Raw genomic sequence first — 20,091 nt, 5'->3', positions numbered from 1 at the left:
AAATGGAAATCAAAAAGAAACATCGTATTATGCTTTATTCAGCCCTTATTTTAGGAACAATATTGGTTAACAATAGTTACCAAGCTAAAGCTGAAGAGCTTACCAAAACTACCTCAACGTCCCAAATAAGAGATACTCAAACTAATAATATTGAAGTTCTCCAGACTGAAAGTACCACTGTCAAAGAGACTAGCACCACAACCACACAACAAGATCTGTCTAACCCCACAGCTTCAACCGCAACTGCAACAGCCACTCATAGCACAATGAAACAAGTAGTAGATAATCAAACTCAAAATAAGGAGCTGGTGAAAAACGGAGATTTTAATCAAACTAACCCTGTATCTGGAAGCTGGTCACATACAAGCGCTAGGGAATGGTCTGCTTGGATTGATAAAGAAAATACTGCTGATAAATCACCTATTATCCAACGTACCGAACAAGGCCAAGTAAGCCTATCCAGCGACAAAGGCTTTAGAGGTGCTGTAACACAAAAAGTGAACATTGATCCCACTAAAAAATATGAGGTCAAGTTTGATATTGAAACAAGTAACAAGGCTGGACAAGCTTTCCTTCGTATTATGGAGAAAAAAGACAACAATACGCGACTTTGGCTTTCTGAGATGACCAGCGGTACTACTAACAAACATACCTTAACAAAGATATATAACCCAAAGTTAAATGTCTCCGAGGTGACACTTGAACTTTATTATGAAAAAGGAACTGGTTCTGCTACTTTTGATAATATATCAATGAAAGCAAAAGGCCCTAAAGACTCAGAGCATCCACAACCCGTCACAACACAAATTGAAGAAAGCGTTAATACGGCTTTAAACAAAAATTACGTTTTTAATAAAGCTGACTACCAATACACTCTAACCAATCCGTCTCTCGGGAAAATTGTTGGTGGAATATTGTATCCAAACGCTACTGGTTCAACAACTGTTAAAATATCTGATAAATCTGGTAAAATAATTAAAGAAGTACCGTTATCAGTTACAGCTTCAACAGAAGATAAGTTTACAAAACTCCTCGACAAATGGAACGACGTGACTATTGGTAATCATGTTTACGATACTAATGATTCGAACATGCAAAAGATTAATCAGAAATTGGATGAAACTAACGCCAAAAACATCAAAACTATCAAACTGGATTCTAATCGCACTTTCCTTTGGAAAGATTTAGATAATCTCAATAATTCAGCACAGTTAACCGCTACTTATCGTCGTTTGGAAGATTTAGCTAAACAAATCACCAATCCACACTCTACTATTTACAAAAATGAAAAAGCTATTCGTACTGTAAAAGAGAGTCTGGCTTGGCTTCATCAAAACTTCTACAATGTTAATAAAGATATAGAAGGCTCTGCCAATTGGTGGGATTTTGAAATCGGTGTTCCTCGCTCAATTACAGGTACCCTAGCTCTCATGAATAACTACTTCACTGACGCTGAAATAAAAACTTATACCGACCCAATTGAACACTTTGTTCCTGATGCAGAATATTTCCGTAAAACGCTTGTCAATCCATTTAAAGCTCTTGGTGGTAATCTAGTAGATATGGGACGCGTTAAAATCATTGAAGGTTTACTTCGTAAAGACAATACTATTATCGAAAAAACTTCTCATTCTCTAAAAAATCTTTTTACTACTGCTACTAAAGCTGAAGGCTTCTATGCTGACGGTTCTTACATCGACCATACGAATGTTGCTTATACTGGCGCCTATGGTAATGTTCTGATAGATGGTTTGACACAATTGCTGCCTATCATTCAAGAAACTGACTATAAAATCTCTAATCAAGAACTTGATATGGTTTATAAATGGATTAATCAATCATTTTTACCTTTAATTGTAAAAGGTGAGTTAATGGATATGAGTCGTGGACGCTCAATTAGTAGAGAGGCTGCTTCTTCGCATGCGGCTGCAGTTGAAGTTCTCAGAGGTTTCCTCAGATTGGCTAACATGTCTAATGAAGAGCGAAACTTAGACCTCAAATCAACTATTAAAACGATTATCACTTCAAATAAATTCTACAACGTCTTCAATAACCTCAAATCGTATTCCGATATTGCCAACATGAATAAGCTGTTTAATGACAGTACAGTCGCTACTAAACCTTTAAAAAGTAATTTATCAACCTTTAATAGCATGGACCGCTTAGCTTATTATAATGCCGAGAAAGACTTTGGTTTCGCGCTTTCATTACATTCTAAACGTACCCTCAACTATGAAGGAATGAATGATGAAAATACACGTGGTTGGTATACCGGAGATGGTATGTTCTATCTTTATAATAGTGATCAATCTCATTATAGTAATCATTTTTGGCCAACCGTCAATCCTTATAAAATGGCTGGAACAACTGAAAAAGATGCTAAGCGTGAAGATACGACTAAGGATTTCATGAGCAAACATAGCAAAGACGCTAAAGAAAAAACCGGTCAAGTTACAGGAGCATCTGACTTTGTTGGTTCCGTCAAACTTAATGATCACTTTGCTCTTGCCGCTATGGACTTTACTAACTGGGATCGCACCTTAACAGCACAAAAAGGTTGGGTTATCTTAAATGATAAGATTGTCTTTTTAGGTAACAACATCAAGAATACTAACGGCATTGGAAATGTTTCTACAACAATTGATCAACGAAAAGACGATTCTAAAACACCTTATACTACATACGTCAATGGAAAAACTGTTGATTTAAAGCAAGCAAGTTCTCAACAATTTACAGATACAAAGAGTGTCTTTTTAGAATCAAAAGAACCTGGTCGCAATATTGGTTATATCTTCTTTAAAAATAGCACTATTGATATTGAACGCAAAGAGCAAACAGGTACTTGGAACAGCATTAATCGTACTTCTAAAAATACCTCAATCGTTAGCAATCCTTTTATCACTATAAGCCAAAAGCATGACAACAAAGGTGATAGCTATGGTTACATGATGGTTCCAAACATCGATCGCACAAGTTTTGATAAATTAGCCAACAGCAAAGAAGTAGAATTACTAGAAAATAGTTCAAAACAACAGGTTATCTATGATAAAAACAGTCAAACTTGGGCTGTTATCAAACACGATAATCAAGAGAGTCTCATTAACAATCAATTCAAAATGAGTAAAGCGGGACTTTACCTAGTACAAAAAGTTGGTAATGACTATCAAAATGTCTATTACCAACCTCAAACCATGACAAAAACAGACCAATTAGCTATCTAACTAGTCGTACATAAAAAACCTATCATCAAAATGATAGGTTTTTTGGTTCAATTACTTAATGACTTCTTGAGTTTTAGCATACTTGGCTTCTACAGCATCTTTTTCTGCTTTCCACCATATCTCATTTTCTGTATACCATTTAATAGTTTCTTCCAAACCTTCTGAAAAGTTTGTAAATTGTGGTTCCCAGCCGAGTTCTTCACGCAATTTTGTAGAATCGATAGCGTAACGAAGATCATGACCAGCACGGTCAGTTACGTGATCGTAAGCGTCTTTTGGTTGACCCATTTTCTCAAGGATAAGTTCAAGAACCTCCTTGTTGTTTTTCTCACCGTCGGCACCAATAAGGTATGTTTCACCAATACGACCCTTAGTCAAAATAGCCCAGACACCTGTTGAATGATCATTTGTGTGGATCCAGTCACGGACGTTTTTACCTTCACCATAAAGTTTCGGTTTGATTCCTGCCAAGATATTTGTAATTTGACGTGGAATGAATTTTTCGATGTGTTGGTATGGTCCATAGTTATTTGAACAGTTCGAAATGGTCGCTTTTACGCTGAAGGAACGTACCCATGCCTTAACGATAAGGTCAGAAGCTGCCTTAGTTGATGAGTAAGGTGATGATGGATTGTATTTTGTTTCAGCAGTGAATTTTTCACCTGGTCCTTCACCATTTCCTGGAAGGTCTTCACGAAGTGGAAGATCTCCATAAACTTCATCAGTTGACACGTGGTGGAAACGGATATCGTATTTACGAGCTGCTTCAAGCAAAGTGTAAGTTCCGATAAAGTTTGTATGGATAAATGGACTTGGATCTTCCAATGAGTTATCGTTGTGACTCTCAGCCGCATAGTGAACAATAGCATCCGCTTTAGCAGCCAATTTGTCTACCAATTCAGCGTCAGCGATGTCACCAACAACTAACTCAACACGATCACCAAGAATGGCTTCAATGTTAGCACGATTACCTGCATATGTCAATTTATCAAGGACAGTTACATGAACATCTGGGTGGTTATTGTAAACATAGTGTACAAAATTTGATCCGATGAAACCAGCTCCACCAGTTACGATAATGTTTTTATACATTTTTTTCTCCAATTTTTTATTAAGACTTGCTGTTATCCAGAGCAAACCTTTTTAGTGGTTCGCATTACGAACCATTTTATTACTTAATAATTTTTCTAAATAATCAATTTTTGCAAAGTCTTTGTGATTATTCTTATCTGATCGATAAGAATCTTTTGAGGATGCTTGGTATATTTTTAGGTATTGATCTAAAGTTGGTAGAAAATAGTGAGCGCCATTTGTCTCAATTTCTTCCAAGTCATCTATAGGTATACCTGCAAATTCTGGAAGTGAGTGGAGACCACCAAACTCAACAGAAAGGCCTTCTTTCTGGTATTCATGCTCATGACGATCTACAAGATTAAATCCTAGTTTTTCCATTATCACATTTATTTCAGCGAATTGGAAAATACGCCCCTCATCAGGCGCCTCCCATCCTCTAGGGTCACTAGGAACATGAATATCTAAGTCTCTAGCTTTCCAATCTCGACCTGTACGTACTTCTAAGCCAACCGATCCCATCAACAAAGGCGTAATCCCTATTAGATTCAATTCATTGGTGATAGTCAAAAAAAAATCAAACATTACAAATCTTCCTTCTTCAAAGGTTTTACATCTTTGAGAAGTGGGTGATTCTTATCTGCTTCTGAGACTTCTGCTTCTTCAAGGTTTTCCCACTGAATGCCTAGATTTGGATCTGCATAGTTAACGAAAGCATATTTTGGTTTGAGTTCAAGTGCCCAATAATCGTTAACGAGATAAGTATAAGCTGCTTTATCTGAAAGAACTTGGAAACCATTAGCAACGCCACGTGGAACAAAGATACCTTTTGAGGCATCGATAATCGTTTGGTAAACGTTACCAAAACTGTCACCTTCACGGAGGTCAACCCAAGTACCGATCACACGTCCTTCATCAGCGATCGAAACATATTTATCCCAAGGCTCTGCATGGAGACCTCGCAAAGTATTTTTTTTGTTAAACGAAATATTGTTTTGTAGTTTGTCTGCCTCAAAGAAGCTTTCTGGGAAACCAAGCGGTATCATTTTTTCTTTTTGAAAGTTCTCTTTGAACCATCCACGGTTGTCTCCACGAACGGGAATATCGAATTCCAACAATCCAGGAATGGCTTCAATTGGGCGACAAGTTAATTCTTTATCAAAAAATTGTTCAGTCATTAGGCTTCTCCAATCAAACGAAGTAGGTATTGACCATACTCATTTTTCTTAAGTGGTTGTGCCAACTCAAGGACTTGTTCACGAGTGATGTAGCCCATGCGGTAAGCAATTTCCTCAAGGTTAGCAACTTGAACGTTTTGCATGCGTTGTACTGTTTCAATATATTGTGCTGCTTCAAGAAGACTTTCGTGAGTTCCAGTGTCTAACCACGCAAATCCACGTCCCATTAACTCAACTGATAAGTCACCTCTATCAAGGTAGGCTTTGTTAACATCAGTAATTTCAAGTTCTCCACGAGGGCTTGGCTTAATATTTTTAGCGATTTCAACCACATCGTTATCATAGAAATAAAGACCTGTGACAGCATAATTAGACTTAGGTTGCGCTGGTTTTTCTTCAATAGAAATGGCATTCATATCAGTATCAAACTCGACAACACCAAAACGTTCTGGATCTTTTACTTGATAGCCAAAGACAGTTGCTCCACTTTCTTTACTAGCTGCACGTTGTAGCATTGCAGATAAACCTGGTCCATGGTAAATATTATCACCTAATACTAAGGCAACGTGATCATCGCCAATAAAATCTTCACCGATAATGAAGGCCTGTGCTAACCCATCTGGGCTTGGTTGTTCAGCATAAGAAAGAGAGATTCCTAATTCTGAACCATCTCCAAGCATATCTTCAAAGCGAGGCAAATCTTGTGGAGTAGAAATAATCAGTATTTCTTTTATTCCTGCCAACATCAAAACTGACAATGGATAATAAATCATTGGTTTATCATAAATTGGCATCAATTGTTTTGATGCAGCACGAGTTAATGGGTACAAGCGAGTACCTGAACCTCCCGCTAAAATAATACCTTTCATAGTAAGGTCTCCTTATTTATATTAATCCTACATATTATAACACTTTTTTTAAACGCTATCATCTACTAATCTTTTTCACGTATTTCGTAATATCGTAATCCTCTAAATTTAGCTGATTTTCTTTATTTAAGATTAATTGACATAATTCATAACCAATTAATGGGCCCACTGTTAAGCCAGTTGATCCTAATCCACTTGCAGCATATGCACCCTCCATACAAGGGACAGGGCCCAAAAATGGAGAAAAATCACTTGTATAGGCACGAATTCCAACACGTTCAGAAGTCGTATCTGCTTTTTTTAATTGCGGAAAATAGCCAATAGCTTGCTCTTCAAACTTGTCTAAGACTTTTAAATCAATGTTTAAATCAAAAGCCATATCATTTTCGTGACTTGCACCTACAGAGACTTTACCATTATCAAATGGGATAATATCTAGCTCACCTTCTGGCATTACAACAGGATATTTTCCTGTATTAATATTGCTAAAATAATAGTCTCGCAATTGCCCTTTTTGAGGGCGAACATCTACCTGATAGTTGTGCTCATCTAATATCTTAGCTAGCCAGGCTCCACTCGCTAAAACAAGTTTATCAAAATCAATTCCTTGAACACGAAAGCCATTATCAGTTATCGTAAAGTGAACTTCATCCTTGATGACATTAACACCACTTGCTTCTAACAATATTCGTGTTAAGTCCGCCCCTTCTACTCGCGCTCCTCCACTCGCATAAAGTAACTGTTCATAGCCATCTAACTCAGGAAAGTGAGTATTTGCTTCACTTTTATTTAGTATTTGTAAATCACCTATTAGAGGAGATTCTAGTCGACGTTTATCTGCTAGTGCAAACAATGACTCTAACTGACTCTCGTCCTTTTTTAATAAGAAAACACCAGTTTGCTGATAAAATTTTGTTTCAAAACCATCTTTTTGTAAATCCGTGACTAGCTTTGAATAAAAATCAGCCCCCAACCTCGCCATGCGATACCAGGCTTTATTACGACGTTTTGAAAACCATGGGCTAATAATCCCCGCAGCAGCCTTAGTTGCTTGTCCAACTCCATAGTCAAAAACAGTAACCTGAATATCCTTTTCTTTTGATAAGTAATAGGCTAGTGTCGCTCCGACTGCTCCTGCACCAATAATTGCTATCTTTTTCATAATAGCTCCTACATATGGTAAAAGGGATTTGTTGGAGCTTTACTCTCTAAAACTGAAATATCCCAGTCTTTTTCAAGTTTCCACTGCTCAATCATAGTAGCTATTTTAGAAACAAATAAAACCTCAATATGATGGCCTGGGTCAATCGCAAGCAAACCATTTGTGATCATTTCTTGTGCAGTATGATAATAAATATCTCCTGTTACAAAAACATCTGCTCCTTTCGCAATAGCTTCTTTGTAGAAACTTTGCCCACTCCCCCCACAAATAGCAACTCGTTGAATTTCAGGATTAGATTTATCATATGAAACTAAACGAACGCTATCTAAACCAAACACATCTTTAATTTTCCATGCAAAAAATTCAAAACTCTGGGGTCTAACATCACCAATGCGACCAATACCATAACCATTACTTGTTTCAGATAATATATCGGGATATTGAATATCTAATAATTCACAAAACCAGTCGTTAAGTCCATTAGGAACGATGTCTATATTAGTATGGCTCACATAAACAGCAATGTCTGATTTAAGAAGGTCTATATAAATCTTATTTTGCGGCGTTGCTACCAAATCCTTTAATGGACGAAAAATAGGAGCATGCTTTACAATAAGAAGATCTACTTGACGTTCAATTGCTTCAGCTACTGTAGTCTCTCGAACATCTAAAGCTACCATGACTGTCTTTATTTCTTTATCTAAAGATCCAATTTGAAGACCTGAAATATCTCCTTCCATAGATAATTCCTGTGGACAATAAGTTTCATATACATCAATAAGTTCTCTAGCTTTCATCAAGAACCTCCTTTATATCCTGTATTTTATCTTCCAAAATAGCGCGTTCTTCAATTTTACTATTGGGAATAGAGTTTAAAGCAAAAGTTAATTTATTAAGCTCATTTTGCCATTTTTCTTTAAAAACCGTTGTGTTATTGGATAATAAAAATGGACCAAATCGCAATTCTTTAGCAGTTAAATTCATATGACCATGCTTAACAACTAAAATTTCATAGCATTTGTCATTTTCAGTCAAGATATCTTCTGCTAGTATTTCAAAATCATTTGCAGTTAACCATTTTCTTAAATCATCTTCCCGATTATTAGGTTGTAAGACTAGTGTTTTAACGTGCTGAAGTTTGTCTATATCGTTATTCAAAATATCAGCAATCAAACGACCACCCATTCCACAGATAGTTATCGTATCAATATTATCTGCTTCTTCAAAAGCTGACAAACCATTTGCTAAGCGAACATCTATCTTTGAAGTGAGACCATGTTCTGAAACGTTTTTCAACGCAGACTGATACGGTCCATTCACCACTTCACCAGCAATGGCAAAATCACAGTATCCCATCTGTAACAAAAAAATAGGTAAGTAAGCATGATCACTTCCTACATCTAATAAACGAGCTCCTTTTGGAACATAGTTTGCAACTTTTTGTAATCGTTTTGATAATTGTAAATCCATTGTATTTCCTTCAGTTTTTCTCTGTTAAAAGTATAACATCATTAACATCAAAAGAAAAGGAGCAGACCTAATGTATCAACCATTCTGTCTCCTCCTAGTAAACTTATTCCCATAAATTCATTGCATTTTTAAAATCATCCGAAATCGCTAAATCTTTCATTTGGTTATCTTCACGTGCTTGTTTTCTCTCTTCAATTTGTCGAAGTGTCGTCAATCCTTCACGCCGCCAGTTGCGAAGGATAGCATTGATATAATTCCAACTTGTTTTCCCATTGAAAACCGCTTCTCTAAGAGCTGCCCTAACAATATCAGGATCTGTCTGATCTTCTTGCAGTGTCTTTTGTAAATCTTCTAATTCAAAAGGACTTAATAGGCGACCTAATTCACGTTCGAAGTCTCCTACTAAATCTTTCAGACGATTCGAATCAGAGGTTTTATTGTCTATTATTACTTGATTATCCTCTTCGAAAAGTTTATCTAATTTAGCAAACACAGGGCTTGTATCAAAGATAATCTCGATTTCATGATTCAACTCAATTGTTTTGACATCTAGTAAACCTTGACTTGTTAAATTCGATATAGAACGATTGATATCTGCCACTGTTTTATCAAGTGATGTCGCAATACGGCTCGGTGTTAGATCGGATAAATTAGTTGTATTTTGTAAATAGAAAAATTGCCAAACTAAAAAATCGTCTGCTGTCTTAAAAATAGATTTAAAGTGAAAAAATAAAGCACTTGGTAGAGTCAATTGCCCTGACTGATATTGTTCCAAATAAGTCATAACCTTTCAAATCCTCTCTATCGTCCTAAAATTATGAAATGTGTAACAAAAAGCACCTCTCAACTATTATCATAGCACTTAGAGGCGCCCTTATCATTCATCTATCTTGAATAGGCCTTATCCTGGAAAGTTCATCAATACCTTAGTATCATAACCTTCAATAGCTTTACGACCATTTAATCCATCAAGTTCAACTAGGAAAGCACAGCCTGCGACAACGCCACCAAGTTTTTCAATCATTTCAATTGTCGCTTTTACTGTTCCACCAGTAGCTAAAAGGTCATCAACAATTAAAACACGTTGACCTGGTTTAATAGCATCTGCGTGCATTGTCAATGTATCAAGACCATATTCTTTTTCATAGTCAGCTGAAATAACTTCGCGTGGTAATTTACCTGGTTTACGGACTGGAGCAAAACCAATACCAAGAGCATAAGCAACTGGGCAACCAACAATAAAGCCACGAGCTTCTGGTCCAACAATCATATCAATATCTTTATCAGCAGCATATTGTACAATTTCACGAACAGCATAGCTGTATGCTTTACCATCAGCCATTAATGGGGAGATATCACGGAAAGTAATTCCTTCTTGAGGATAGTTTTCAATTGAAGCGATGTAATTATTTAAATCCATTTCACTTGTCTTTCTAAGGGGAAACCCCTAAAATGTTTTACTCTTCATTATATCATAAAATTAAATAAAATAGTACTGGAAACTTTTAAACCATATGCTAGTTTTGCATATGGTTTAAAAAATTAGGCATCTGTTACCTTGACAAAAGGTGCTCCAATATCAATTCTATCCTCACTATAATAGCTCTGTTCTTTCCAAAGTTGTGAAATTGGATACCAACCAGACAAGGACGGTGTGTAAGGGTCAGAGACATGTGTCAATCCGTTATTATATCCTTTGAGAACGATTTCATGACTTCCATGAAGAACAAAAACATTATTTTGTACTGCCGCTAGGACATGATAACCATCCTTCAACGCTTGTACAAGGTTAGCTTGAGTTCCTAATGCAGTTGCAGTTACACCCCATTCTTTGGCTGCTTTTAAAATTCCTCTAGAAGTTGTTCCTTGAACACCACGATTAAATTCAACTGTCTTATGGTAAAGGTAATCTGCAATTTGCGTTGGTAAAACAGTTTCTCCTTTCAAAGAAGACAAAATCATAGCTAGAGAAGTTGGTACACAACCAGTTTCTCCTAAAGTTGCCGTACCATATCTTCGACTTGCCCACCTTCCATCACGTTGGCTAAAGTAAGGAGTATTATAATTTGAATGTGCGACTTGTAGAGAAGTTTTTATCAATAATTGTTTTTGATTAGAAGCATTTTCCTGATAAACATGGATAAAGTATTTACCATTGTCTCTATGATTTGTAACATTAAATGTCAATGTAGCTTCATGATTTTTGGGTGTGACGGTATACCACTTAAGGTCATCCTGATTATTTTTATCTGACCAAATAGCAATTTTTAAATTCCCAGGACTAATAACATTTGTCACTCGTACATTATAGTTTCCAGTTCCCTTATAGGTCGTTTGGACAGTTACAGGTATTTTAGCAGTCTCAACTAATTTAATTTCGATTGCTTCAATTCGTTTTCCTTGGTTAGTACTACCAGCGATGTTATTGTTATAAGTCCAATCCTGCCAACCATAATCTTGCATGTGAACTCGATACATCACACTATAGGTTATCGATAGCAGACCTGTCAATCGCATCTGAATAGCTTCTACTTGTTGAGATTCATTTGGTACATTACTTTCTCTCCCTGCATTAACAACAGTTTGCCAACCTGAACCATTAAGAAAAGTTCTATATTCTATATTTCCTAGAGCTGTACTACCTAAGTTAAGTTTGATGGCTTTTATAGATTTTGAAAGTCCAATACTACCTCCTAATTGGCCTTCCAAAACCGTTGGTTGCCAACCATCTTTTTGAAGATAAGTTTGATAACTTAATCCAGGATGTTTCATTTCTAAGAATGAATGATTTGTTTGGGAACTAAAATCTGAAGCTTTAGCTACTAGTTTTACTTCCAAAGCCTCTAAACGTTTCGATTCTCCGACTGTACCTGCTACACTATTATTTTTTTGCCAAGCCATCCAACCTTTATCTTGGACGTGAGCGCGATAATAAATATCATAATTTTGTTTTAAATTCCCACTTAAGTCCAATTGAATAGCTTCTAGTCTTTTTCCTTGATAATCCTTACTTGTTTGACTACCTAAAATTTCTCCCCAACCTTTATCTTGTACATGAGTACGATAGAGAATGTCCCCATACTTCAAGGTGCTAAGAGTGAATTTTACTCCATCTAGGGCTTTGGATTCTCCTAAAGTTCCCGCCATTTGTCCTTCAAGTTTATTAGATTGCCAACCATTTTGGCCTACCTTAACCTGATAATTTAAGACAGGTCTCTCTTCCTTAGGTATAGTTGGTGTTAAAACAGATTGTCCTTTAAGGGTAAACTTTACTTCGTAAGCTTCAAGGCGCTTTGACATTCCCAAAGTTCCAGCGTAAGCTCCATTTTTAGCCCAAGCCATCCACCCGATATCTTGAACATGAACACGATAATAGACATCATATAATTTTTGTAAATTATCAGTAAGGTTAATGCTTAGTGCTTCAATAGGTTTACTCTGACCAACAGTACCACTAACTTGACCACTCTCTACTGAAGATTGCCAACCTTGTCCTTTAACATAAGTTTTATAGCTAAGTTTTCCTGTTATTCCTTCAGGTGCTTTAATAGACAATTTTATTGCCTCAACCTGCTTTTCCTGTCCTACTGTTCCTGAAACTGTTGCATTATCAACCGACTTTTGCCATCCAATATCTTGAACATGAGCAGAGTAAGTCACTGTTGGTAATTGCTTTGTTGAATTTTGTTGAGTAATAACTTCACTATCATTAGCTACTTGATTAACATTAGAATTTGTTTGATTTGCTGAGTGCTCAGCAGTACTAGCTTTTACAACAACTTTTGAGCTAGCATCAAAGGTTTTGACTGGGGTAGCTGCTATCTCTCTAGGATTAGATGAAACAGATGTAGCAAAGGCTGTTTTTATTAAAGGCTCTGCACTATTTTTCATAGCCTCCGAGGAATTAGCAGGTAACGTTAACTTGGAAGTATCCGAAATAGTCTGACTGCTATCAGTTTTCTCTGAGATCGTTGAAGTTACTGCTTCTGCCTGTTCTGCCTTGACATCTTGACCAAGAATTGCACTACCACCTAAAATAGTAACGATACCTGCAACGACCCAAAATTTACCTTTTTTGTACATCTTTTTTCTAACGATAGGTCTCATAGATTTTATCCTCACCTTTAATATCCTTTATCAAAAATTCCATTATTTTCTTAATTTTATTACATTTTAATAATATTTGCAATATTATTATTGAAATAACTTATTTATATGCCAAAAAAACCACTTAAAAAGTGGCTTCTTTAGTATATTATCAACTCATCATAAAATCATATATTTCTTTAGGTGTCCCTAAAGCCATTAATTCTTGAAACTTAACTGTCTCTTTTAATTCTTGATAAATTTGACTCTCAGAGATATCTCGCTTTTCTGCTTCTTTATTGACTGTCATAATCCCTTCTGTAATCGTAACAAAATGTAGTTCTTCAAAAATTTGAATCATTTTAATTAATAAAATATCAGGAATATGAAGGTAGGAACTGAGCTCTTTTAACTTATAACGAACGTCAAATTCTGGGAATTGATATATTGTTTTATATAAACTAGCAAACTGATCACGTGTACCATAACCAGATATAAAATAATTTTTTGGTATCTCATTTTTAAAATAGATGGCATCAAACTGTTTACCTTGAGTCATTTGTTTTAATTCTTGTGGATGATCGGGAACAGTCAAAAGAATAACTTCTTTGCTCTGCTCTTCTTGAGATAGGATTGGCACTCCATGAGGTAAGCTACTTGCTTTGCTTCTAATATCAAATAATTGAATACCGTCTACACGCGCATCCTCCAACATTAATTGTAGGGTTGTGGCACCATTCCATTGATTAACAGATAAAGTGACAGCTAACTCCAAATGTTGTGCTTGTTGGAACTCTTGTAGTTGACTCCCCATATTAAATGCTACCAAATCAAGTGCTTGTCCATCTTGTTCTAGTTTTAATTTCAGATGAGCACCGTTTTGCCCCATGACTCTAGCTTGACTCACTTTAAAATCTTTTAACAAAAAGACTGGCTTTTTATTATCCATTCCAAATGGCGCTAACTTTTCAAAATCTCTAACAGTGTCTAAACTAAGTTCGTCAAAACGTAGCTCACTATCAATTGTCAGAGTTTTTTTCTGACTCATGTCCAATTGTTTTTTAGAGATATAGTCACATAAAACTTGAGAAAGATCACCCACCTTACTTTCCTCTAAAGTCATGCCTGCTGCTCCGCTGTGACCTCCAAAAGCAATGAATAATTCTCGATGCTGGTCAAAAGCTTGAAAAATATCAAGTGCTTCTACACTTCTGGCACTTCCTTTAGCAATACCATCTTCAATATTCAAAACAATAACAGGTTGTCCAGTTCTCTCTAAAATACGACCCGCCACAATACCTAAAACCCCTGGATGCCAATTTTCTTTTGCTAAAACTTGTACAGGCTTTGTTTGATCAAGCATTTGCATAGCTTGGTCAAAGATAGTTTGAACGATTTCTTTGCGCTCTTCATTTTTTTGATCAATCATTTGGGCTATTGCTTGAGATTCTTCATCATCAAACCCTGTCAGTAATTCAATAGCTGGATTAGGGTCATCAAGTCTTCCTAAAGCGTTTAATTGTGGAGCAATTTTAAATCCAATAGTTTCTTCATTTAGTGTTTTTAAATCAATATTTGATAGAGATATTAGCTCCTGTAAGCCTATTCTTTCACTATCTTTCATAACTTCAAGTCCAGCTTTTACCATGATACGATTTTCATCAGTTAGGCTAACCATATCTGCAATCGTCCCAATAGCAACCAAATCCAACATTTCTGTCGGGATTGTTTCTAAGAGAGCACAAGCTACTTTGAAAGCAACACCACACCCTGCTAAATAAGGAAATGGATAATTAGCATCAGGATGTTCTGGGTGAATAATAGCATAAGCACAAGGTAAATCTGCTGGCATACTGTGATGATCAGTAACTACCACGTCCACACCTTGATTTTGAGCATATGCAATTGCTTCATGCCCCGCCACACCATTATCAACCGTAATGATTAATGAAACATCTTGTTGTTCAATAAAATATTTATAAACACTTTCATTGGGACCGTAACCATCTGTAAAGCGATTTGGGAGATAAACCTGGACTTCAGCTCCCATCATATCTAAAGCTTCTTTCATGATTGATGCTGATGTCATTCCATCAGCATCATAGTCTCCATAAACTAAAATAGTTTCATTATTTTCAATAGCTCGTCTAATACGATTAACAGCTTTATCCATATCATTTAACAAATAAGGATCATGGAGATTTTCCAAATTAGTTTGTAAAAAATGATGTAATTCCGCTGATGTCTTAATACCTCGCGAATAAATTAAGGAAGCCACCGCTTCACTTATCTTTTCTTTTTTTGAAGCCTCAAAAAAGCCAGCGTCTGGCTTTTGGTTATTGAGGACCCAACTATACTTAGCAGATATCATTTATAATTGAATACCTTTCTGGCAAAATAATCAGCTGTTTTTGGAAATAAACTATAACATTTATGCGCAAAAGCTAATATAAAAGGAAGATTTAATTCTCTCTTATTTTTTCCAAGAATAGAAACTACTTTTTTAGCTACTTTTTCTGGTGTTAGAGCAAAACGACCTATACTTGCTAAATAATCACCACTTGGATCAGCCTTAGCAAAAAATCCTGTTTTGATTGGTCCAGGGTTTACACTTGTCACATAAACATTTTTTTCTGCTAATTCTAAACGAAGAGCATTCGAAAATCCAACGACAGCAAACTTACTAGCCCCATAAACACTAGCTTTACTTGTTGCTATGAGGCCGGCCATGCTTGCAATATTAACGATATGACCAGATTTTACAAGAGACATCTTATGTCCTATCTGACGAGCTATAGACATCGTTGCAAATGTATTCACAGCAAACATGTCTTTGACTTCTTCATCACTATAATCCCAAAATTCTTTAAAAGAACCAAATCCAGCATTATTAATTAAAATATCAATTTGACCAAATTCACCATAAATTTTTTCAATCGTATTCGTTACAGCATTGTCATTAGTTATGTCTAGTGATAAACATAAGGTATTTGGTCTCTTTCCATAAAGCTTTTCAAGTTTTTCTCTTGATCTCCCTGTGACAATTAAATGGTCGTCTTGAGGTAATTGGTTAATAATTGCCTGTGCTAAACCACCAGAAGCTCCTGTAATCAGTATCGTTCTTGCCATTTTATATACCTACTTCTTCTAAATCTCTAACAAGATGGGTATTTGAAAAAATCGTCTTTGCATCTTCTTCCATTTGCCAACAATCTCGCCCCATAAAACGAGCACTAACATGATTTAATAATAGTCGTTTAGCATTTGCTTGTTTAGCGATATCAGCTGCTTGCATATTGGTTGAATGCCCATGTGATTTAGCAATTCGCTCATCACCCTTACCATAAGTAGATTCGTGAACTAAAACATCAGCGCCCAAAGCTAACCTAATACTTGCATCTGTTTTTCTAGTATCTCCCAAAATAGTGATTACTTTACCCTTTTTCGGTTCAGAAATATAATCTTTAGCAATAATTTCTCTACCATCTTCTAAGGTAACATTCTCACCATTTTTGACTTTCCCAAAAAGAGGACCAAATGGAACACCTGCTAGTTTCAATGCTTCAGCATCTAAAGTGCCCTCAAGATCTTTTTGCACAACACGATATCCCATACAAAAGATAGTATGATCTAGCTTTTCTGCATAAACGGTAAATTTATCTGTTTCCATAATTTTTCCGAGTGATGATTCATCAAACTCGTGAAAATGGATTCGATAAGGTAAACGTGAACCTGATGTCCTTAAGCCAGTCATAACAAAACTTTTTATACCAACCGGTCCATAAATATCTAAATCTGTCTGTTCTTCATTGGCTTGAAAAGCCCGACTGGATAAAAAACCTGGAAGACCAAAAACATGGTCTCCGTGCATGTGCGTGATAAAAATTTTTTTGACTTTACGAGGTTTAATCGTGGTTTCTAAAATTTGACGTTGGGTACCCTCCCCACAATCAAACATCCAAACCTCGTTAATTTCATCTAATAATTTCAAGACTAAACTTGAAACATTACGAGCTTTCGCTGGTTGACCAGCTCCAGTTCCTAAAAATTGAATTTCCATACTTGTTGACTTTTTTATAATCCTTCCATAACTTAATAAATTTAATTAGTAGATTTAGTATCAATATAAATAACCGACTCACGTCCTTGACTAGAATAATAGTATTTACCTGACTTTGTTTTAACCAACTCTAATAGCTCTTCTTGATTGAAACTAGTTATTTTAATAATATCTTTTTTAAGTTGTAAGACATTCCCTAGTAAACTTGTTTCTGGTGTAATATTTTGAGATTCTGTTTCATCAAAATCTATTTTTGCCATTCTGATACCAGACCGATCTTGATAGACTTTATATTGAGGAAAAATCTGTGCAATTTCTAAGAGTAACTGCGGTGTAATGACTTCTTTAACTTCAGAAAAAACACTCGCTTCTTCTTGATCATTTAGGTAAGCAAAACCAAATGATTTTCCTGATAAATTCAAACGAATAAAAGGTTTTTCTTCATCAAACGATAAATGTTTTGGAAACAAGCCCAAGGCTTTGGAAAGATCAAAATAGTAATCAGTTGCCGCTTCTGGCCCTTGCTTTTGATATATTTCAGCAAAATAAGCATTAATCACACTAGGAGGTGGGGTGATAAAATCAAGTCGTTGTTGCTTAGAGAGGCCATCTAGTTTTTTCTCTAGATAAACTTTATCTAAGCTCGTAAAACCACCATAAGTCAAAGCTAAATCAATATAATCAATCATAAAATTCTTCCAGCTTCCATTTTTGTTTAGGAGAAATATAGCCTGTAATATTCTCGTATTCTTCTTCAAAGGTGTAGGTGTCAAGCAATGCTATTTTATTGAGATCATAGAGCTTATATGCTTGATTTTGATGCACTCTAATCGAAAATTCGTCAAAGATATGTCGTATTTCATCCACAATAAGACGGCGTAGTAAATCCCTACTCCCTTGTTTTTTGGCTGCAATTCTCACATTAGGAAAAGTTGTTGCATTCAGCTGCTCAGTGACATCCATCTTGTTGTATATCGCTAAACGAGGAATATCTATCATATCTAAGTCTTTAAGAATCTCCATAACAACTTTTTCGTGTTCTTCATGATTAGGATCACTAGCATCAATAACATGAAGTAATAAATCGACATGTCGACTTTCTTCTAAGGTAGACTTGAAAGCCGCAACTAACTCTGTAGGTAAATCTTGAATAAAACCAACAGTATCTGTTAAAGTGACTTGAAATTGATTTTGTAAATAGATCTGCTTGGTTGTAGCGTCTAACGTTGCAAATAATTCATTGGCTTCATATTGCTTATCATCGGTCAAAACATTCATAATAGTTGACTTGCCAGCATTTGTATATCCAATTAATCCAATTTTAAAGGTTGTCGAATCAACACGTCTTTCTCGAACTGTCTCGCGATTTTTTTCTACAATCTTCAATTGTCTTTCGATATCAGAAATTTGATGACGAATGGAACGACGATTCAACTCTAACTGAGATTCTCCTGGACCTCGGCTTCCGATTCCTCCTGCTTGACGACTAAGCATAATACCTTGTCCAACTAAGCGTGGTAACATATATTTCAATTGCGCTAGATGAACCTGTAATTTTCCTTCATGACTTCTAGCACGCATAGCAAAGATATCTAAAATAAGTTGCATACGGTCAATAACTTTAACACCAAGTTCAGCTTCCAAATTAGAGTTTTGTCGCGGAGTCAAACGATTATTAACCACAACGGTATCAATCTCATCTGCTTCTACAATAGCTTTTATCTCCTCTAATTTACCAGATCCGATAAATGATTTACTATCATATTTATCTCTTTTTTGATAATAATGATTAACAACATTTGCTCCTGCTGTCTTAGCTAAGCTAGCAAGTTCTTCCATGGACATTTCAAAATTCTCAGTATCTTGAAGTTCTACCCCAACTAAAATAACACGTTCTTGCTCTTCTTTAGTTTCTATCACCTATAATCTCCTTTCAATATTTTTTTCTTGTTCTAAATACGTAATCTTTATTATAACATAATGCCCTTTAAATGCGAGAAACGGCTTTATTTACTTTGATGATAAAAAATCACTGACTTTTCGCTTGATTTTTTGTTGATAATTTTCCTCACCAACCATAATAAATTCGACATTCATACGGTTTCTAAACCATGTTAATTGGCGTTTTGCAAAACGTCTGGTATTTTGTTTTAGTTTATCAACAGCTTCTTCTAATGGTATTTGCTTTGAAAAGTAAGGAAATAATTCTTTATAGCCAATTCCTCTACTTGCTTGAACACTCGGGTAGTTATCGTATAGCCATTTAGCTTCATCTAAGAGACCATTGTCTATCATCAAATCAACTCGTCTATTGATACGATCATAAAGCACCTGACGATCATCATTCAATCCAATTAATAAAACATCATACGGACTTTCACTATTTTGCAAATCATTCCCAAACTTCGCCAATTCTAATGCACGAATGGCACGTCGACGATTAACTTGCGGTATAACAATGGATTGTTCTGTCAACTTTTCAAATAAATCTTCATCACTTAGAGACTCTAATTTTTCACGATAGGCCATAAGAGTTTCTTGATTGACTTCGCCTCCTAGATGATAGCCCTCAAACAAACTCTGTAAATATAGGCCAGTACCTCCAACAATAATAGGAATTTTCCCCTTAGAAATAATCGTATCAATAGCTACTTTTGCCTCTTTGACAAAATCATAAACCGAATAGTTCTCATTTACTTCACGAACATCAATCAAGTGATGATAAGCTTGGTCTTGCTCTTCTTTACTAGCTTTAGCCGTTCCGATATCTAACTTCTGATAAACTTGCTGACTATCACCACTAATGATTTCGCCATTGAAAGTTTTAGCTAATTCAATTCCTAATGCTGTCTTCCCAACCGCAGTTGGACCAACAACTGCTATAAGCTTGATTTTTCTCATGATACTTCTCAATTCTATAAAGGTTTTTACTTGAAATTTAACTAGTATTTCGTTACCATAATTATATCATAGA

The 20,091-nt window shown here is 35.7% G+C and carries 17 protein-coding genes; 1 reads left to right on the top strand and 16 read right to left on the bottom strand.

Translation table 11 applies throughout. The features are described 5' to 3' along the window. Positions 1–2: 2 nt before the first annotated feature. The gene (hylB, locus tag HMPREF9171_RS108530) at positions 3–3,221 is read left to right on the top strand and encodes a hyaluronate lyase (RefSeq protein WP_000403405.1); all 3,219 of its coding nucleotides are present in this window, start codon (positions 3–5) and stop codon (positions 3,219–3,221) included. A 51-nt stretch (positions 3,222–3,272) separates the two neighbouring features. On the opposite strand, the gene rfbB is transcribed toward hylB, so the two are convergent. The 16 genes from rfbB to miaA form a co-directional block, all read right to left on the bottom strand. Beyond that, positions 3,273–4,313 carry a dTDP-glucose 4,6-dehydratase gene (gene rfbB / locus HMPREF9171_RS108535; RefSeq protein WP_000277597.1) on the bottom strand — a complete coding sequence of 347 codons (1,041 nt, stop codon included), beginning with the start codon at positions 4,311–4,313 and terminating at the stop codon, positions 3,273–3,275. 51 nt (positions 4,314–4,364) lie between these two features. Further along, positions 4,365–4,877, bottom strand: coding sequence for a hypothetical protein (locus tag HMPREF9171_RS108540; RefSeq protein WP_000459248.1), 513 nt, complete (start codon positions 4,875–4,877; stop codon positions 4,365–4,367). Then, positions 4,877–5,470 (bottom strand): dTDP-4-dehydrorhamnose 3,5-epimerase family protein, encoded by a 594-nt coding sequence (locus HMPREF9171_RS108545; protein WP_000139158.1) that lies wholly within the window; start codon positions 5,468–5,470, stop codon positions 4,877–4,879. Before HMPREF9171_RS108545 ends, HMPREF9171_RS108540 begins: the two co-directional genes overlap by 1 nt. Then, positions 5,470–6,339, bottom strand: a complete 870-nt coding sequence (gene rfbA / locus HMPREF9171_RS108550; RefSeq protein ID WP_000676112.1) for a glucose-1-phosphate thymidylyltransferase RfbA — start codon at positions 6,337–6,339, stop codon at positions 5,470–5,472. The genes HMPREF9171_RS108545 and rfbA overlap by 1 nt, the downstream gene beginning before the upstream one ends. Before the next feature lie 58 nt (positions 6,340–6,397). Next, entirely contained in the window at positions 6,398–7,501 is a 1,104-nt protein-coding gene (locus HMPREF9171_RS108555) for an NAD(P)/FAD-dependent oxidoreductase (RefSeq protein ID WP_000716834.1), read from the bottom strand. Positions 7,502–7,509: 8 nt separating this feature from the next. Continuing rightward, positions 7,510–8,298, bottom strand: coding sequence for a Nif3-like dinuclear metal center hexameric protein (locus tag HMPREF9171_RS108560; protein WP_000647414.1), 789 nt, complete (start codon positions 8,296–8,298; stop codon positions 7,510–7,512). Next, a complete protein-coding gene (locus tag HMPREF9171_RS108565) occupies positions 8,288–8,971 on the bottom strand; it encodes a tRNA (adenine(22)-N(1))-methyltransferase (RefSeq protein ID WP_000365680.1) in 684 nt (227 codons plus the stop codon). Before HMPREF9171_RS108565 ends, HMPREF9171_RS108560 begins: the two co-directional genes overlap by 11 nt. A 103-nt stretch (positions 8,972–9,074) precedes the next feature. Further along, entirely contained in the window at positions 9,075–9,755 is a 681-nt protein-coding gene (locus HMPREF9171_RS108570) for a DnaD domain-containing protein (protein WP_000221657.1), read from the bottom strand. Positions 9,756–9,872: 117 nt separating this feature from the next. After that, positions 9,873–10,391, bottom strand: coding sequence for an adenine phosphoribosyltransferase (locus tag HMPREF9171_RS108575; RefSeq protein ID WP_000365343.1), 519 nt, complete (start codon positions 10,389–10,391; stop codon positions 9,873–9,875). A 122-nt stretch (positions 10,392–10,513) separates the two neighbouring features. Then, positions 10,514–13,078, bottom strand: coding sequence for a GBS Bsp-like repeat-containing protein (locus HMPREF9171_RS108580; protein WP_001247515.1), 2,565 nt, complete (start codon positions 13,076–13,078; stop codon positions 10,514–10,516). Positions 13,079–13,229: 151 nt separating this feature from the next. Further along, positions 13,230–15,428: a single-stranded-DNA-specific exonuclease RecJ gene (gene recJ / locus HMPREF9171_RS108585; RefSeq protein ID WP_000622225.1), complete on the bottom strand. Its 2,199-nt coding sequence runs from the start codon at positions 15,426–15,428 to the stop codon at positions 13,230–13,232. Then, a complete protein-coding gene (locus HMPREF9171_RS108590; RefSeq protein WP_000124586.1) occupies positions 15,425–16,186 on the bottom strand; it encodes an SDR family NAD(P)-dependent oxidoreductase in 762 nt (253 codons plus the stop codon). Before HMPREF9171_RS108590 ends, recJ begins: the two co-directional genes overlap by 4 nt. 1 nt (position 16,187) lies before the next feature. Next, complete coding sequence (gene rnz, locus HMPREF9171_RS108595) at positions 16,188–17,117, bottom strand: ribonuclease Z (RefSeq protein WP_000405388.1); 930 nt, start codon at positions 17,115–17,117, stop codon at positions 16,188–16,190. A 41-nt stretch (positions 17,118–17,158) separates the two neighbouring features. Continuing rightward, complete coding sequence (locus HMPREF9171_RS108600; RefSeq protein WP_000568321.1) at positions 17,159–17,806, bottom strand: cystathionine beta-lyase; 648 nt, start codon at positions 17,804–17,806, stop codon at positions 17,159–17,161. Next, positions 17,799–19,037, bottom strand: coding sequence for a GTPase HflX (gene hflX, locus HMPREF9171_RS108605; protein ID WP_000573351.1), 1,239 nt, complete (start codon positions 19,035–19,037; stop codon positions 17,799–17,801). Before hflX ends, HMPREF9171_RS108600 begins: the two co-directional genes overlap by 8 nt. Before the next feature lie 90 nt (positions 19,038–19,127). Next, positions 19,128–20,018, bottom strand: a complete 891-nt coding sequence (miaA, locus tag HMPREF9171_RS108610) for a tRNA (adenosine(37)-N6)-dimethylallyltransferase MiaA (RefSeq protein ID WP_001226479.1) — start codon at positions 20,016–20,018, stop codon at positions 19,128–19,130. Positions 20,019–20,091 lie beyond the last annotated feature (73 nt).

Source organism: Streptococcus agalactiae ATCC 13813 (assembly GCF_000186445.1).
GTDB lineage: Bacteria > Bacillota > Bacilli > Lactobacillales > Streptococcaceae > Streptococcus > Streptococcus agalactiae.
Note: the sequence above shows the minus strand (reverse complement) of the source record. Positions and strands in the feature narration are given on the sequence as shown.

Excerpts from the sequence above, each read along its gene's own strand:
- hylB (WP_000403405.1), top strand. The coding sequence starts at position 3 with ATGGAAATCAAAAAGAAACATCGTATTATGCTTTATTCAGCCCTTATT.
- rfbB (WP_000277597.1), bottom strand. The coding sequence starts at position 4,313 with ATGTATAAAAACATTATCGTAACTGGTGGAGCTGGTTTCATCGGATCA.
- HMPREF9171_RS108540 (WP_000459248.1), bottom strand. The coding sequence starts at position 4,877 with ATGTTTGATTTTTTTTTGACTATCACCAATGAATTGAATCTAATAGGG.
- HMPREF9171_RS108545 (WP_000139158.1), bottom strand. The coding sequence starts at position 5,470 with ATGACTGAACAATTTTTTGATAAAGAATTAACTTGTCGCCCAATTGAA.
- rfbA (WP_000676112.1), bottom strand. The coding sequence starts at position 6,339 with ATGAAAGGTATTATTTTAGCGGGAGGTTCAGGTACTCGCTTGTACCCA.
- HMPREF9171_RS108555 (WP_000716834.1), bottom strand. The coding sequence starts at position 7,501 with ATGAAAAAGATAGCAATTATTGGTGCAGGAGCAGTCGGAGCGACACTA.
- HMPREF9171_RS108560 (WP_000647414.1), bottom strand. The coding sequence starts at position 8,298 with ATGAAAGCTAGAGAACTTATTGATGTATATGAAACTTATTGTCCACAG.
- HMPREF9171_RS108565 (WP_000365680.1), bottom strand. The coding sequence starts at position 8,971 with ATGGATTTACAATTATCAAAACGATTACAAAAAGTTGCAAACTATGTT.
- HMPREF9171_RS108570 (WP_000221657.1), bottom strand. The coding sequence starts at position 9,755 with ATGACTTATTTGGAACAATATCAGTCAGGGCAATTGACTCTACCAAGT.
- HMPREF9171_RS108575 (WP_000365343.1), bottom strand. The coding sequence starts at position 10,391 with ATGGATTTAAATAATTACATCGCTTCAATTGAAAACTATCCTCAAGAA.
- HMPREF9171_RS108580 (WP_001247515.1), bottom strand. The coding sequence starts at position 13,078 with ATGAGACCTATCGTTAGAAAAAAGATGTACAAAAAAGGTAAATTTTGG.
- recJ (WP_000622225.1), bottom strand. The coding sequence starts at position 15,428 with ATGATATCTGCTAAGTATAGTTGGGTCCTCAATAACCAAAAGCCAGAC.
- HMPREF9171_RS108590 (WP_000124586.1), bottom strand. The coding sequence starts at position 16,186 with ATGGCAAGAACGATACTGATTACAGGAGCTTCTGGTGGTTTAGCACAG.
- rnz (WP_000405388.1), bottom strand. The coding sequence starts at position 17,117 with ATGGAAATTCAATTTTTAGGAACTGGAGCTGGTCAACCAGCGAAAGCT.
- HMPREF9171_RS108600 (WP_000568321.1), bottom strand. The coding sequence starts at position 17,806 with ATGATTGATTATATTGATTTAGCTTTGACTTATGGTGGTTTTACGAGC.
- miaA (WP_001226479.1), bottom strand. The coding sequence starts at position 20,018 with ATGAGAAAAATCAAGCTTATAGCAGTTGTTGGTCCAACTGCGGTTGGG.